A 15,642-nucleotide genomic window follows, 5' to 3' on the forward strand; every position below is an offset into this window, starting at 1 on the left:
TTACGCCTTTGCCTTAGGCAAGGCTCTCGAAGCCCCCCTTGCGGCCTTTGAGATTGGTTCGATGCGACGATGATTCGTCTTTTTAAACATTACATCCCGCATTCGGTCGTGCTGCTCTGGCTCGTCGACATCGTGCTGCTGATCAGCGCGAACGAAATTTCGTGGCGGGTGCGAGCCGGGCAGATCGGCATGGACGCCGGAGACATCGGCGATCGCCTGCTGCCGCATGGCGCCTTTGCCGCCGTCCTCGTGCTCTCCATGATCTCGGTGGGGGTCTACGGCACCGATGCCCTGCGTTCGATGCGCTTCGCCGCCGCGCGCCTGCTGGTGGCGATCTCGCTGGGGGTGATCGCGCTGTCCTTCGTCGATTTCCTGGCGGCCGGGCAACACTTCTGGCGTTCGACGCTGGCCTATTCGATGGGCATTGCGATCGCGCTGCTGATCCTGAACCGCCTGCTTCTGAGCGGTATCCTCGGCACGTCGGCATTTCGGCGCCGCGTCCTTGTCCTCGGGGCCGGCGCGCGCGCGCAGCGCCTGCGCGAACTGGGTGAGCGGCCCGAGAGCGGCTTTGTCATCGTCGGCTACATTGCCATGAGCGAGGCGCATCCCGTCGTCGAGGAAGCCATCGCGCGCGGCGCTATCCACAACCTTACCCGCTACGTCGAGAACCTGGGCGTGAGCGAAGTGGTGCTGGCGCTGGAAGAGCGACGCAATGCGCTGCCGCTCAAGGACCTCCTGCGCATCAAGACGGCAGGCGTGCACGTCAACGAGTTCTCCAGCTTCCTGGAGCGCGAGACAGGGCGTGTCGATCTCGACACGGTCAATCCGAGCTGGCTGATCTTTTCGGACGGCTTCTCTTCGGGCCGCATGATCTCCAGCGCCGCCAAGCGCGTCTTCGACATTGCCGCCAGCGCCCTGTTGCTGGCCCTGACGGCTCCGGTGATCGTGCTTTTCGCGATCGTCGTGAAGATCGACAGCAAGGGACCGGCCTTCTATCGCCAGTCGCGAGTCGGCCTGTTCGGGCAGTCGTTCAACGTCATCAAGCTGCGCTCGATGCGCACGGATGCCGAGGCGGCAGGCGCCCAGTGGGCCTCCAGGGACGATCCGCGCGTAACCCGCGTCGGCAAGTTCATCCGCCTCACTCGCATCGACGAACTCCCGCAGGCATGGACTGTCCTGAAAGGTGAAATGAGCTTCGTCGGACCGCGTCCCGAGCGTCCCGAATTCGTCGCCGATCTTGAGGATCAGCTACCCTTCTATGCCGAGCGCCACATGGTGAAGCCCGGCATCACCGGCTGGGCGCAGATCAATTATCCCTACGGTGCCTCGATCGAGGATTCGCGCAACAAGCTGGAATACGATCTCTACTACGCGAAGAACTACACGCCGTTTCTCGACCTGTTGATCATTCTCCAAACCTTGCGCGTCGTCCTCTGGCATGAGGGAGCCCGCTGATGACGGGTAGCGACAAGTTCTGGGCGCTTCTGGGCATCGGGCTCGATCTTTCGGGAGCCATTGCGGTGGCGAGCCTCGCAATCTGGCTCTGGCCGCGGCGTGAGCGCTTCGGCAATGTCGGAACCCCGGTCGTCGTCGCCCTGTTCCTGACGGCGGCATGGTGTCTGGCGATTGCTTCCGCGATGACCGGACGCCTCATCCTGCTGCCATCGCTGGCCGAAAGCGCCCGCAACCTGGGTTGGCTTTTCGTAATCTACCGATTCTTCGCCAGTGACGGGCGTCACGCCAGTCTCGCGCCGATCCGTCCGGTGATCGTGGCGCTGGCTTTCGTGGAACTGTTGCACCTTGGCGTGGATGCCGCGCTGACACGTGCCTCCTTTGACGGAGCTTTCCTGCGCGTTGCGTTCGAATCCAATGTCCTGTTCCGCTTGTTGGTGACCGTCGGCGGGCTGGTTCTCGTCCACAATCTCTACGCCGGCGCCTCGCGCGAGACGCGGCCGGGACTGCGCTGGCCGGCGTCGGGTTTGGCCTTTCTCTGGGCTTTCGACCTCAACCTTTACACGATCGCCTATCTCGGCGGGGACTGGCCGATCGAGATCGCGGCCTTCCGCGGCGTGGCCGCACTGGCGCTTGCCGGGGCTTTCTTGCTGGCCATCGCGCGCAACCGCGACGAACTGCGCCTCAAGCCTTCCCGCGCCGTTACCTTTCAGACTTTTTCGCTGCTCGTGATCGGCGTCTATCTCGTGGCGATGGTGTCGGTGGCGCAGTGGCTGTCCTATGCCGGAGGTGACTTCGCGCGCCTGATCGAACTGACTTTCCTGACTCTGGCGAGCGCCTTCGCGCTGGTCGTCCTGCCATCGCGCCGCGTGCGCGGCTGGTTCAAGGTCACGCTGACCAAGCATTTCTTCCAGCACCGCTACGACTACCGCGAGGAGTGGCTGCGCTTTACCCGTACCATCGGCAGCAGCGGTCTGGAGGCCAAGCCGCTGGGCGAACGCGTCGTCCAGTCGATTGCCGACGTTACCGACAGCCCCGCTGGCCTGTTGTTGGCGCCGGGCGAGCAGGGCGAACTGACGCTGGCCTCGCGCTGGAACTGGGCGGAGATCGAGGTGCCCGCCGAAGCCATGCCGATGCGCGCGCTCGAGGTCTTCGAACGGACCGGCTACATCACCGATCTCGACGACATTCGCGCCGGCGACGATTCCACCAGTCCGGGCATCGTCGTGCCGCAGTGGCTGATCGACGAACGCCGGGCCTGGGCACTGGTGCCTCTGGTCCACTACGAGCGTCTTGTCGGCATGGTCGTGCTGGCGCGGCCGCAGATCGTGCGCAAGTTCGACTGGGAGGACTTCGACCTCCTGCGCGTCATCGGCCAGCAGGTCGCCAGTTACCTTGCCGAGAATTCGAGCCAGGAAGCGCTTGCGGAATCCAGCCGCTTCGAGGACTTCCACCGCCGCATCGCTTTCGTGATGCACGACATCAAGAACCTCGCCAGCCAGTTCAGCCTTCTGGCGCGCAATGCCGAGCTTCATGCCCACAAGAAGGAATTCCGCGACGACATGCTCGTCACCCTGCGCAATTCCTCCGAGAAGCTGAACGCCCTGATCGCTCGCCTTTCGCGCTACGGAAACGGCGCCGTGGAGAAGCTGGAGCAGGTTCCGGTACTCGACGTGATCGATGCCGTGGCCCAGCGGTTCAAGGACAATCCGCAGGTAGTCGTTGCGGAACGCCACGATCTGACCGTCACCGGCAACCGTCATTCGCTCGAGCAGGTGCTCGTCCACCTCATCCAGAACGGGCTCGACGCCAGCGGGCCCGACAGCCCAGTCTTCCTTGCGGTGAGCGCGGACGGCCTCAATGCCCGCTTCGAAGTGCTCGATGCCGGCTGCGGCATGAGCGCGGAGTTCGTCCGCAACCGACTGTTCAAGCCGTTCGTGTCGACCAAGAACGGCGGTTTCGGCATCGGCGCATTCGAAGCGCGCGAGTTGGTGCGGGCGATGCGCGGCCGTCTCGAAGTGGAATCGCGCGAGGGCCTGGGATCGCGCTTCGTCGTGCGCGTGCCGCTCGCCGCGGCCCAGGATCTCTATGACAACATTGCCAACAAGGACCAGAGGGTAGCCTGATGACCGACGCCCGCAGCAAGGTGCTTCCCAAGCTCCTGATCGTGGAGGACGATGCCGGCCTCCAGGCCCAGCTCAAGTGGGCCTACGAGGATTTCGACGTGCTGATCGCGGGAGACCGTCAGTCGGCCCTGACGCTGTTGCGTTCGGAAATGCCGGACGTCGTGACGCTTGACCTCGGCCTGCCGCCCGATCCGGACGGCGTGAGCGAGGGCTTTGCCGTTCTCGACGAGATCATGGCGCTCAAGCCCGATACCAAGGTGATCGTGGCAAGCGGCCACAATGCCCGCGAATCCGCGCTGCAGGCGATCGCGCGCGGGGCCTATGACTTCTACCAGAAGCCGGTCGACATCGATGCTTTGGGCCTGATCGTTCGGCGCGCGCTGCAGCTTCATCGGCTGGAAGAGGAAAACCGACGTCTCGCCGCCAAGGTGGAGAAGGACGAGAAGGTGCTGGGCCGGATGATCACCGGCGCGCCGGAAATGATCCGTGTTGCCCGTACCATCGAGCGTGTCGCGAACACCAATGTCTCGGTCATGCTGCTGGGGGCGAGCGGCACCGGCAAGGAACTGCTCGCGCGCGGGCTCCACGATGCCAGCGACCGCGCCAAGGGCGAGTTCGTGGCAATCAACTGTGCGGCGATCCCGGAAAACCTGCTCGAAAGCGAGCTGTTCGGGCACGAGAAGGGCGCCTTCACCGGTGCGGTAAAGACTACGCCGGGCAAGATCGAGCAGGCCGGCGGGGGTACCCTGTTCCTCGACGAGGTGGGCGACATTCCCCTCCAGCTCCAGGTCAAGCTGTTGCGCTTCCTGCAGGAGCGCGTCGTCGAGCGGGTCGGTTCGCGCGAATCGATTCCGGTCGACACGCGGATCGTCTGCGCTACGCACCAGGATCTGGAGACGATGATCACCGATGGACGGTTCCGTGAAGATCTTTACTACCGCCTCGCCGAGATCGTGGTGAAGATCCCCAGCCTGGCCGAACGTCCCGGGGATGCGACGCTGCTCGGCAAGGCGTTCCTCAACCGCTATGCCAAGGAGATGAACCCGCGCGTGCGCGGCTTTGCCTCCGATGCGCTGGCCGCGATCGATTCGTGGGGCTGGCCGGGGAATGTGCGCGAACTGGAAAACCGCGTGAAGCGTGCGGTGATCATGGCCGACGAGAAGCTCGTTTCGGCAGCGGACCTCGATCTCAACGAACCGGACGAGGAAGTGATCAACGCCCTCAATCTCAAGTCCGCGCGCGAGCAGGCCGACCGCAAGGTGATCCGTCATGCGCTCGCCCGCAGCGAAGGGAATATCTCCAGCACCGCCAAGATGCTCGGGATCAGCCGCCCGACGCTTTATGACCTGCTCAAGCAGTACGATCTCCAGGCCTGACCCATCCCTTGCGCCGAAACGACGCAGGGCAGGGGGCTGGCAGCGCAAGGCGCTTACGCTGCTGCTGCCGGCCTTGCTTGCCGTCCCGCTTGCGCTCATGGCGAGGCCGGGGCGCGGTGAGGAGACTTCGGTCGCGGCGCTGATCGAGGAAGCGCGCGGCGCGATTGCCCGGGGCGACGGGATCGACGGCGAGGCCAAGCTGCGCAGCGCGCTGGATCGCGGGGCGAGCCGCGCGGATGTCGCGGCCTTCATGGGCGAGGCTTACCTTGCGCAGGACAATCGCGACAAGGCGCGCGAGTGGCTGGCGTCCGGGACATTCTCACCGCAGAGCGCGGCCGGGGGCTGGCGCGCACTTGCACGGCTGGAACGGCTCGACGGCAATCTGGGCGCCGCAGGCAAGGCTTTCGACAAGGCTCTTGCCATAACGCCTGACGATGCCGGGCTGTGGGTCGAGATAGCCCGTCTGCGCTATTCCGGCGGGCAGCACCGGCTTGCCATAAGCGCGGCGGGACATGCCCTGCAGCTCGATCCCGGCAATGTGCGCGCACTCGAGTTTCGCGGCCAGTTGGCCCGCGATCGCTACGGCCTGCTTGCGGCGATCCCCTGGTTCGAAAAGGCTCTCCGGCAGGCACCGGACGATGTGTCGGTCATGCTCGAATATGCCGCGACGCTGGGGGACCTGGGACGGGCAAGCGATTGCCTGACGCTGACGCGGCAGGTTTTGAAGATCAGCCCCGGACACCCGCGCGCCTATTACCTGCAGGCGGTTCTCGCCGCGCGTGCCGGGAACCATGAGTTGGCGCGTAGCCTGCTCGCGCATACCGATGACCGGCTCGACGGGCAGCCCGGCGTACTGCTGCTGCGCGGGGTGAGCGAGCTGGGCGTGGGCAACCCGGCAGCCGCGTCTGAGCTGTTCGAACGGGTCTTGCGGATGCGGCCCGACAACCGGCAGGCGCAGGAGCTGCTTGCCCGGTCCATCTACCTGAGCGGCGAATACCGTTACGCAACCTTACGCTTTCGCGACCAGATCGCGCACGACGATGCCTCGCCCTACCTTCTGACCGTGGTTGCGCGCGCCTACGAGGCACTGGGCGACCGCCAGCGTGCCGGAGAACTGCTGGACCTTGCGGCACGACCGCAGGCAGCGGCATTGCGCGTACTTCCCGGCGGCAATGCCATTGGCGCGATGCTGGCCCGGGGCGAGGCGTCAGCGGCCGAAGCGCAGGCCGAAGCGGCGCAGCGCAGCGATCCGGGCTTCTTCGACAACCTGTCGCTCGCCGGTGACGTCCAACTCGCGCTCGGCAGGCCGCAGGCAGCGCAGGCGCGCTATATCGCAGCTGCGCAGATCCGCATGCCTGCCCATCTCTTCGCGCGGCGCTTCGAAGCCTACATGATGGCGGGCGACATCCGCGGCGCGCAGCAGCTCGTGGGAAGCTATCTGCGGGAAAGCTCGAGCAGCCGCGAAGCCCTGCGCGCCGGGGCCCGGTTGGCCATGGTGCAGGGCGATACCGTAAGGGCGCTCGCCGTCCTGAGGTGGCTGCGCGACAACGGCGGCGCGCGCGATGTCCGGCTCTTGTGCGATCTGGCCCTGATCGAGGCCGACACCGGCGATGTGGAGGCGGCAGAGGCCGATGCCCGCGCGGCCTACCGCCTGCAGCGCTCCAGCCCCGTCGCCACGCAGGCACTCGCTTACAGCTACGCGTCGAGCGCGCGCAATTCGCGGATGGCGGCGGCGCTGCTCGACAAGGCGCAGGCGATGCTCGGCGATACGCCACTCATAGCCGCTACCCGGCGGAAGCTGTCGACGCCGGGCGAGGGCTAGTGCTCCTGAGCGACCTCAGGCAGGCTTTTTCGGCTGGTAGGTCTGCTCTACGCCGGGGAACGTGCGCGCGCGCACTTCCTGGGCGTATTGCTCGGCAGCGCCCGAGATCAGGCCGGCGATGTCGGCGTAGCGTTTCACGAAGCGGGGCACGCGCTCGAACATGCCGCACATATCCTCGGTGACGAGCACCTGGCCGTCGCACTGCGCCGAACCGCCGATGCCGATGCTGGGGCAGGTGATCGCCTTGGTCGCCTCGATCGCGATGGGCTCGACTACGCCTTCGATGACGATGGCGAAGGCTCCGGCGTCGTCGAGTGCCTTTGCATCGGACACGATCTTTGCCGCTTCCGCGTCGCTGCGGCCGCGGGCGTTGTAGCCACCCAGCACGTTCACCGCCTGCGGGGTCAGGCCGATGTGGCCCATGACCGGGATGCCGCGATTGGAAAGAAATGCCACCGTTTCGGCCATGGCTTCGCCGCCTTCCAGCTTCACGCCCGCGCAGCCGGTTTCCTTGAGCAGGCGCGACGCGCTTTCGAAAGCCTGTTGGGGCGATTGCTCGTATGTGCCGAAAGGCATGTCGACGATGACGGCGGAATGATAGCTCCCGCGTACGACTGCGGCGCCATGGGCGGCCATCATGTCGAGCGTCACCGGCACGCTGGATGGCAGCCCGTAGATCACCTGGCCAAGACTGTCGCCGACCAGAAGCAGGTCGCAATGGGCGTCGAGCAGCTGTGCCTGCCGGGCGGTATAGGCAGTCAGCATGACGATGGGTTCATCCGTTACGCCATCCTTCTTGCGGCGGCGAATGGCCGGAATCGTCAGGCGCTTCATGGGCGCGGGCGTGGGATTGGCGCGGCTGGTCGCGGTGTCGAGCTGGAAGGTCGTGGACATGCAATGACTTCTAGCCGCCGGACGCGAGTCTGGCAAAGGTACTTGCACTCGGTTCCGACGCGCCACATTGGATCCCAATGATGACCGCAGAGTGACAAATGAACGGGTCCAGACCTGTTCGCTCTTGCCAAGCGTTTGCATGGCGCTAGCTTCGCGCCATCCATGGAAATTCCGGGGGTTCACCGCATGTTCGGTCGCGTAAAGCCGTTAGACGCCATTCTGGCGACGGCTGAGAAAAAATCACTACATCGTTCGCTGGGCGCAATCCAGCTCACGCTCCTGGGTGTCGGCGCCATCATAGGCACCGGTATCTTCGTGCTCACGTCGGAGGCCGCGCAAAAAGCGGGGCCGGGGATGATGTGGGCCTTCGTCATTGCTGCCGTGGTCTGCGGCGTGGCGGCCCTGTGTTACTCCGAGATCGCCTCAATGGTTCCGGTTTCGGGTTCGGCTTATACCTATACCTATGCGGTTATGGGTGAACTGCTGGCCTGGATGGTCGGCTGGGCGCTCATCCTCGAATATGCCGTTGCCGCCAGTGCGGTCTCGGTCGGCTGGTCGGGCTATTTCGTCGGCCTGCTGCACAGTTGGGGTATCGAGTTGCCCCACGCGCTGATCGTCGGTCCTTACGCCGACGGCATCGTCAACCTGCCGGCGCTTGTCATTGCGCTTCTGGTCACCCTTCTGCTGATGATCGGCACAACCGAGAGCGCGCGGGTCAATGCGATCCTCGTCGGCATCAAGGTGACAGCGCTGACAGTCTTCATCGTGCTGACCATCCCGGTGATGAAGGGCGCGAACTTCGAACCGTTCATGCCCAACGGCTGGTTCGGCAACGGACATGGCGCGGGCCTTGGCGCCGTCGGCGCGGCGGCCTCGATCTTCTTCGCCTACGTCGGTTTCGATGCGGTCTCGACCGCGGCCGAGGAAACCAAGAACCCGCAGCGCAACGTGCCGATCGGCCTGATCGGCAGCCTCGGCATCTGCACGGTGTTCTACCTGCTGGTGGCCGCGGGCGCGATCGGTGCACTGGGTGCGCAGCCGGTCAACGGACCCAATGGGGAAATCCTCGCCCCGGGCACGCCCGAACTGGCCTCGCAGTGTCAGGCGATCGCTGCCAGGACGATCGAACCCCTGGTCTGCTCGCGCGAGGCGCTGGCCCATGTCCTGCGCTCGATCGGCTGGGAGCGGATCGGTGACCTTATCGGCGTGGCGGCCTTCCTGGCGCTGCCGTCTGTCATCCTGATCATGCTTTTCGGTCAGACCCGCATCTTCTTCGTCATGGCCCGCGACGGCCTGCTGCCCGAGAAGCTCGCGTCGATCCACCCGCGCTGGAAGACCCCGCACGTCGTGACGATGATCACCGGCGTTGCGGTGGCCTTCTTCGCGGCCTTCCTGCCGGTCGGTCAGCTGGCCGACATCTCGAACTCGGGCACGCTCTTCGCGTTCTTCATGGTCGCTTTGGCGGTGATGATCCTGCGCAAGACCCAGCCTGACCGGCATCGTCCGTTCCGCACCCCTCTGGTGTGGGTGGTCGCGCCGATCGCGGTACTGGGCTGTCTCGGCCTGTTCTTCAACCTGCCGTTCGAGGCGAAGATGGTGCTCCCGGTCTGGGGCGGCATCGGTCTCGTGGTCTATTTCTCCTACGGCTATCGCAAGAGCCACGTGGGCCTCGGCAAGATCGAGGTGCACGAGGAGGATCCCGACGCACCGCCGCAGCCGGTTCCGCCGATGTGAGACGTCCGATCGCGCATTGAGGAAAAGGGGGGCTTTTGCCCCCCTTTTCTTTGCCTTGGCAGAGGCGGATGCGTTCCGTCACCGCGTTGGCCCATGGCCTTGCCGGGAAGTTATCCCGGGTTGTCCCGGAGTTTTGCGCCGGCTTTGCCCGAGTTTTGCGCCGATCATCCCCCGGGTTGTCCCCAGGGCTGTCCACATCCGCACCATTGCCAGTCACGGCAAATGAGAACATAATAAGAACATTATTTCTCCGGTGCGATTCGATGGTTGAAATCAGTTCCATTCCCACTGCCGCCAGCCTCACTGTCAGGCAGGCCGATGCATGGCGCCCCGACCTGGTTTCCGGGGAAGTCCCCCACGGTGAAGTTTTCGCCGCGGGAAACGAAGGCGCCGGGGCCGGCCTTGCCCTTGCCCTTGCGCTCGATCGCATGGCTGCCCGGTCTTCCGATGGGCCTTCTGCCGATGCGCAGGAGGATCGCATGTGGCTTTGGGTGCAGGACCGCGAGGCGCTCCGGCGCAGCGGCCGGCCCTATCTTCCCGGCTTGCCGCGCGCCTTGCGTCATCGCCTCGTCCATGTCTCCGCCCGTAGTGCAGAAGATGCACTCTTCGCACTGGAAGAAGGGCTGCGCTGCCGCGACTTCGCTTTCGTCGTCGGCGAAGTGACCGGCAATCCCCGCGCGCTCGACTTCACCGCCTCGCGCCGTCTCAGCCTTGCTGCCGAGCGTCACGGCGTGCCGCTCTGGCTGGTCCGTCTCGACGCGAAGGCCGACCTGTCGTCCGCCCGCATGCGCTGGCGCGCGCAGTCCTGCGCCTCGCCGCAGCCGCGCTGGAATCCGCAGGCTCCCGGCGTGCCGAGCTGGCAGGCCGAACTGTTCCGCGCCCGCCGCCATCCCCCGGGAACCTGGGTGCTGCGTGACGATGGCCGGTTGGTGGCCGAACGGGCAGGGGGCATCGCGGCCATCGCTCCATCCCGCTTTTCGTCCCACCATGCCCAGCCGGTCGAAGCCCGCGGGTAATGCCGCCCCGCCTCGCCGGATCCTCGCCATCTGGCTGAGGCAGCTTGCGCTCGACCGCTGGCGGCTGGTCGAGGGGCTGGCCGCGGGTGAGGGCGTCGATGCGCAGCCGCTGGCGTTGATCGCCGAGACCGCGCATGGGCCGCGCCTTGCCGCGGTCAACGATGCGGGGCTGAACGGCGGGGCACAGCCGGGCGCGATGCTGGCCGATGCCCGCACGCTCTGTCCGCAACTGGCTGTCGCGCCTTCGGACCCGGCGGGCGATCTTGCCTTTCTCGAAAGCCTTGCCGCCTGGGCGATGCGCTGGGGACCGTGGAGTGCGCTCGACCCGCCCGACGGGCTGCTTGTCGACGTTACCGGCGTCGCTCACCTGTTCGGGGGCGAGGCGGCTCTGCTGGCCGATGCGCGGGCTGCTTTCGCCCGGCGCAGGCTGTCGGTGCGCCTGGCCCTTGCGCCGACCGCCGGAGCAGCCTGGGCGCTGGCCCATCATGGGCCGGACGGGGCGATCCTGCATCCCGACGACGATCCTGCCGCGCGCCTGTCCGGCCTGCCTGTCGCGGCGCTGCGACTTGACGATGACGTGCTCACGGTGCTGCGCCGTCTTGGTCTCAAGCGTCTTGGCGATCTGGGCGGGGTGGCGCGCGATGCCCTTTCGCGCCGGTTCCGCAACCGCCGCTCGGCTGCCGCCAATCCGCTGCTGCGCATGGACCAGTTGCTTGGCCGCGTGCCCGAGCCGTTGCTGCCGGTCACCGTCATCCATGCCCCGCTGGTGCAGCGCCGGTTGCTGGAGCCGATCCGCCATCGCGACCTGCTCGACCGTGTCGTCGCCGATCTGGCGCAGGACATGGCCCGCCAGCTCGAAGGGGAAGCGCTGGGCGCGCGGCGGCTTGAGCTGGGGCTGTGGAAGGTCGACGGGGAAGTCCTCGTGCGCCGTCTCGAACTGGCCGCCCCGAGCCGCGATGCCGAACATCTTGCCGGTCTCTACGGGCGCAAGCTGGAAGGGCTCGACGCAGGCTTCGGCATCGAACTGGTTCGCATGCGCGCGCCCTGGTGCGAGCCGCTGGCCCTGTCCCAGCAGGATTTCGAAGCGGCGGCCGAAGCCCATGGCACCAGCCTTGCGGCCTGTATCGACCGGCTCTTGGTGCGGCTCGGTGAGGAGGCCGTGCGCCGGCCGGTGCCACGCGCCAGTCACCTGCCCGAACGGGCGCAGCGCTGGCAGGGGCCGCTGGAGCGCGAGACATCTTCGCAAGCTGCTTTCGATTTTTACTTCAGGCCCCTGAAAATGCTGGATCGGCCTGAGCAGATCGCGGTGATCTACGAGACCCCCGACGGTCTGCCCAAGCGGTTTCGCTGGCGGGGGCAGGTTCACGAGATCGCCCGCGCCGAAGGCCCCGAACGGATCGCGCCCGAATGGTGGCGTGAACGCGGGACGGCACGCCTGCGCGACTATTACCGCATCGAGGACGGACAGGGCCGGCGTTACTGGATCTACCGTAGCGGCGTGATCGGCGACGGGCGCGGCGGCACGCCGGCTTGGTTCCTCCAGGGCATCTGCGCCTAGGACCGCCGCCATGCCCGAAGCCCCGCTGACGCCAGAGCGCCATCGCGTCGAGATCGACCCGGACAGCGTCGTTCCGCCCCGGCGTGCGCCTTTCGTCGAGCTGGGCGTGGCGAGCTGCTTTTCGTTCCTGCGCGGGGCCTCGGACGCGGCGGATCTGGTCAGCGAAGCCTACAGGCTGGGCTACGATGCGCTCGGGATTGCCGACGTCAATTCGATGGCCGGCGTCGTGCGGCTGCACACCGAGGCGCAGACGCTCAGGCTGAGGCCGGTGATCGGTTGCCGGATCGAGACGGTCGAGGGGCTGGTGTTCCTTGCCTATCCCGCCGACCGCACGGGTTACGGGCGCCTGTGCCAGATGATTTCCGCAGGGCGCATGGGCACGCTTTCGGGCCAGTGGCAGGAGAAGGGGGTATGCGAGATCTCGCTGGGGATGCTCGCCGCCCATGCGCAGGGCGTGCACCTCGTGCTGGTGCCGCCGCGGGACCTCGACACGCGGCTTACGGTTGCGGTGGAAAGCAACGTGGTAGCCTTTCCCCGTCCTGCGGGGGGCGAGGATCCGGGAAAGCGCGACATTGGGCCTGACCGGAATGGCGAACGGCAGGTGACCGGCCCGCTCTCGACCCTCCTGCCGCATCTGGCTGCACGCCTGCCGAGCCTGCGCCACGTGGCAGTCTGCCGCTTTCACAAGGGGGACGACATTGCCCGGATCGAGGCGCTTGACGTCATGACGCAGGCCCATGGCCTGTCGATCCTGGCCACCAACGACGTGCTCTATCACGCGCCCGACCGGCGGCCCTTGCAGGACGTCATGACCGCCATTCGCCACCGGACGAGCGTGACCCGGGCGGGATGGGCGCTCGAAGCCAATGCCGAACGGCACCTGAAATCGCCCGAAGAGATGGTGCGCCTGTTCGATCGCTGGCCGCATGCCGTCACGGCGGCGCGCGAACTGGCCGATGCCTGCACTTTCAGCCTTGAGGAACTGCAGTACGAATATCCCGAGGAGATCTGCCCGGGCGGTCTCGATCCGCAGGCGCATCTCGACAGGCTGACATGGGAGGGCGCGGCGCGGCGCTATCCCTCGGGCGTGCCCGAAGGCGTAAGCGAAACGCTGGTGCGCGAACTGGCACTGATCGGCAAGCTGAACCTCGCAAGATACTTCCTGACCATCAAGGACATCGTTGATTTTGCGAGAAATCAGGAACCGCCAATCCTGTGTCAGGGACGCGGCTCGGCAGCCAATTCAGCAGTGTGCTACTGCCTGGAGATCACTGCCGTTGATCCGGCCAAGCATGCCCTCCTGTTCGACCGCTTCATTTCCGAGGAGCGGAAGGAGCCGCCCGACATCGACGTCGATTTCGAGCACGAGCGGCGCGAGGAAGTGATCCAGTACATCTACCGCCGTTATGGTCGCCACCGTGCGGGGCTGTGCGCGACGGTGATCCACTACCGCCCGCGCATGGCGATCCGCGAGGTGGGCAAGGCCATGGGCCTGTCCGAGGACGTGACCAGTGCGCTCGCCCGCACCGTGTGGGGCGGTTACGGCAAGGAGATCGGCGAGAAGCATGTCCGCGAGACGGGCATGAACCTGACCGACCCGCACCTCAGACGCGTTCTGAAGTTGACCGAGCAGATGATCGGCATGCCCCGCCATCTTTCGCAGCATGTCGGCGGCTTCATTCTTACGCAGGGGCCCCTGACCGAAACCGTGCCGATCGGCAACGGCGCCATGCCCGAGCGCAGCTTCATCGAATGGGACAAGGACGACATCGATGCGCTGGGCATTCTCAAGGTCGACGTCCTGGCCCTAGGCATGCTGACCTGTATCAGAAAATGCCTCGATCTTCTTGAAAAACATCATGAAAGGCCGCTGACCCTGGCCACTGTCCCGCGTGAGGATCCGGAGACTTACGCGATGCTGCGCCGGGGGGATTCGCTCGGCGTGTTCCAGGTCGAAAGCCGGGCGCAGATGAACATGCTGCCTCGCCTCAAGCCGCGCGAGTTCTACGATCTGGTCATACAGGTGGCGATCGTGCGGCCCGGGCCGATCCAGGGCGACATGGTCCATCCCTATCTCAAGCGCCGACGCGGCGAGGAGGCGGTGGCGATCCCGGCGCCGGCACCCGAGCACGGCCCGCCCGACGAACTCTCCTCGATCCTCGGGCGCACGCTGGGCGTGCCGATCTTCCAGGAGCAGGCGATGAAGATCGCGCTCGATGCGGCGCGCTTCACCAGCGCCGAGGCGAACCGGTTGAGGAAGGCGATGGCGACGTTCCGTTCGCGCGGGATGGTTTCGGAACTGCAGGACATGATGGTCGGTCGGATGATCGCGCGCGGCTACGATCCCGACTTTGCCGAGCGTTGCTTCAACCAGATCAAGGGCTTCGGTGAATACGGCTTCCCCGAAAGCCACGCGGCGAGTTTCGCCCACCTCGTTTATGTCTCGAGCTGGCTCAAGTGCCACTTTCCGGGGGCCTTCGCCTGCGCCCTGCTCAATTCGCAGCCGATGGGCTTCTACGCCCCGGCCCAGATCGTGCGCGACGCGCGCGAGCATGGGGTCAGGGTGCTGCCCGCCGACGTCAATCATTCGGATTGGGACTGCACGCTGGAAGTGATGGACAAGCCGGTTTCTCGGTTTGCGCATCATCCCCGCGAAGGTGGGGGGGGCGCTTTCCGCAAGGATGAGGAAGCAGGGCGGGCTTCCCGCCTCTGCAGGGACGACGGGACGGGGCGGTTGGACCGTCACATTGCGCTTCGCCTGGGCCTGCGCCAGATCGACGGCTTTCCGGAACACGCCGCCGCCCGCCTCGTCGCAGCACGGGCGGAGCAGGGGGCTTTCGCCGATGTCGGGGCCTTGCGGGAGCGGGCGGGACTATCCCCGGCGCTGGTCGAGCGGCTTGCCTCTGCCGATGCCTTCGGTTCTCTGGGGCTGTCGCGGCGTCAGGCCCTGTGGGATGCGCGCAGCCTGATCGCCGCGCCCGACCTGCCGCTTTTCGCCGCGGCCGCCGCGCGCGACGAGGGGGCCGAGAAGGCTGCCACGCGCTTGCCGCGGATGCCGCTCAGCGAGGAAGTGGTGGCCGACTACCAGACGCAGCGCCTGTCGCTCAAAGCCCATCCCATGGCCTTCCTGCGTGCCTCGCTGGCCGAGCGCGGATTCGTGCGCGCAGCGGACCTGCTGGCGCGCAAGTATCGCTCGATGGTGCAGGTCGCGGGTGTCGTGCTCATCCGCCAGCGGCCGGGCAGCGCCAAGGGGGTGTGCTTCATCACGCTCGAGGACGAGACCGGCGTCGCCAATGTCGTCGTCTGGCCGCACGTCATGGAGCGCCAGCGCAAGGTCATCATGGGCTCGCGGCTGATGGAGGTGCGCGGGCGTGTCGAGTACGACGACGAGGTGATCCACGTGATTGCCGCGCACCTCACCGATGCGACGCACGACCTGCACCGCCTTTCCGAAGACCTGCTGCCCGCGACCATCGCCCGGGCCGATCACGTGAACAACCCGCTCCCCACGCGCGCGCAGCAACTGGGGGTGAAGGAGGATGCGCCGTTCGAACCGGTAGAGCCGTGGCAGCCCCCCGGGCCCGGAAACCGCGACTGCGGCTACCACCAGGGCCATCCCCGCGACACGCGCGTGATCCCGAAATCGCGAGACTTCCATTGAGGA

The 15,642-nt window shown here is 66.2% G+C and carries 9 protein-coding genes; 8 read left to right on the forward strand and 1 reads right to left on the reverse strand.

The window, feature by feature from the left end; all coding sequences use genetic code 11:
• Nucleotides 1-69 precede the first annotated feature (69 nt).
• The 4 genes from B5483_RS03135 to B5483_RS03150 all read left to right on the forward strand — a co-directional run bounded on the left by B5483_RS03135 (nucleotide 70) and on the right by B5483_RS03150 (nucleotide 6,776).
• Nucleotides 70-1,455 (forward strand): TIGR03013 family XrtA/PEP-CTERM system glycosyltransferase, encoded by a 1,386-nt coding sequence (locus tag B5483_RS03135; protein WP_079729441.1) that lies wholly within the window; start codon nucleotides 70-72, stop codon nucleotides 1,453-1,455.
• Entirely contained in the window at nucleotides 1,455-3,578 is a 2,124-nt protein-coding gene (prsK, locus tag B5483_RS03140) for an XrtA/PEP-CTERM system histidine kinase PrsK (RefSeq protein WP_079729442.1), read from the forward strand. Before B5483_RS03135 ends, prsK begins: the two co-directional genes overlap by 1 nt.
• Nucleotides 3,578-4,954 (forward strand): PEP-CTERM-box response regulator transcription factor, encoded by a 1,377-nt coding sequence (gene prsR / locus B5483_RS03145; protein WP_054946503.1) that lies wholly within the window; start codon nucleotides 3,578-3,580, stop codon nucleotides 4,952-4,954. Before prsK ends, prsR begins: the two co-directional genes overlap by 1 nt.
• 97 nt (nucleotides 4,955-5,051) lie before the next feature.
• Nucleotides 5,052-6,776 carry a tetratricopeptide repeat protein gene (locus tag B5483_RS03150; protein ID WP_245828803.1) on the forward strand — a complete coding sequence of 575 codons (1,725 nt, stop codon included), beginning with the start codon at nucleotides 5,052-5,054 and terminating at the stop codon, nucleotides 6,774-6,776.
• A gap of 15 nt (nucleotides 6,777-6,791) precedes the next feature.
• On the opposite strand, the gene panB is transcribed toward B5483_RS03150, so the two are convergent.
• Complete coding sequence (gene panB / locus B5483_RS03155) at nucleotides 6,792-7,670, reverse strand: 3-methyl-2-oxobutanoate hydroxymethyltransferase (protein WP_054946505.1); 879 nt, start codon at nucleotides 7,668-7,670, stop codon at nucleotides 6,792-6,794.
• A gap of 186 nt (nucleotides 7,671-7,856) precedes the next feature.
• Here panB and B5483_RS03160 point away from each other — a divergent pair, with 186 nt between their 5' ends.
• From B5483_RS03160 to B5483_RS03175, 4 genes are all read left to right on the forward strand, one after another.
• Nucleotides 7,857-9,404 (forward strand): amino acid permease, encoded by a 1,548-nt coding sequence (locus tag B5483_RS03160; RefSeq protein WP_079729856.1) that lies wholly within the window; start codon nucleotides 7,857-7,859, stop codon nucleotides 9,402-9,404.
• A gap of 263 nt (nucleotides 9,405-9,667) precedes the next feature.
• Entirely contained in the window at nucleotides 9,668-10,420 is a 753-nt protein-coding gene (locus B5483_RS03165) for a hypothetical protein (RefSeq protein WP_054946507.1), read from the forward strand.
• Nucleotides 10,392-11,978: a DUF6504 family protein gene (locus B5483_RS03170; RefSeq protein WP_079729444.1), complete on the forward strand. Its 1,587-nt coding sequence runs from the start codon at nucleotides 10,392-10,394 to the stop codon at nucleotides 11,976-11,978. Before B5483_RS03165 ends, B5483_RS03170 begins: the two co-directional genes overlap by 29 nt.
• 10 nt (nucleotides 11,979-11,988) lie before the next feature.
• The gene (locus tag B5483_RS03175; RefSeq protein WP_079729445.1) at nucleotides 11,989-15,639 is read left to right on the forward strand and encodes an error-prone DNA polymerase; all 3,651 of its coding nucleotides are present in this window, start codon (nucleotides 11,989-11,991) and stop codon (nucleotides 15,637-15,639) included.
• Nucleotides 15,640-15,642: the final 3 nt, after the last annotated feature.

The organism is Novosphingobium mathurense (genome assembly GCF_900168325.1).
GTDB classification, from domain to species: Bacteria; Pseudomonadota; Alphaproteobacteria; order Sphingomonadales; family Sphingomonadaceae; genus Novosphingobium; species Novosphingobium mathurense.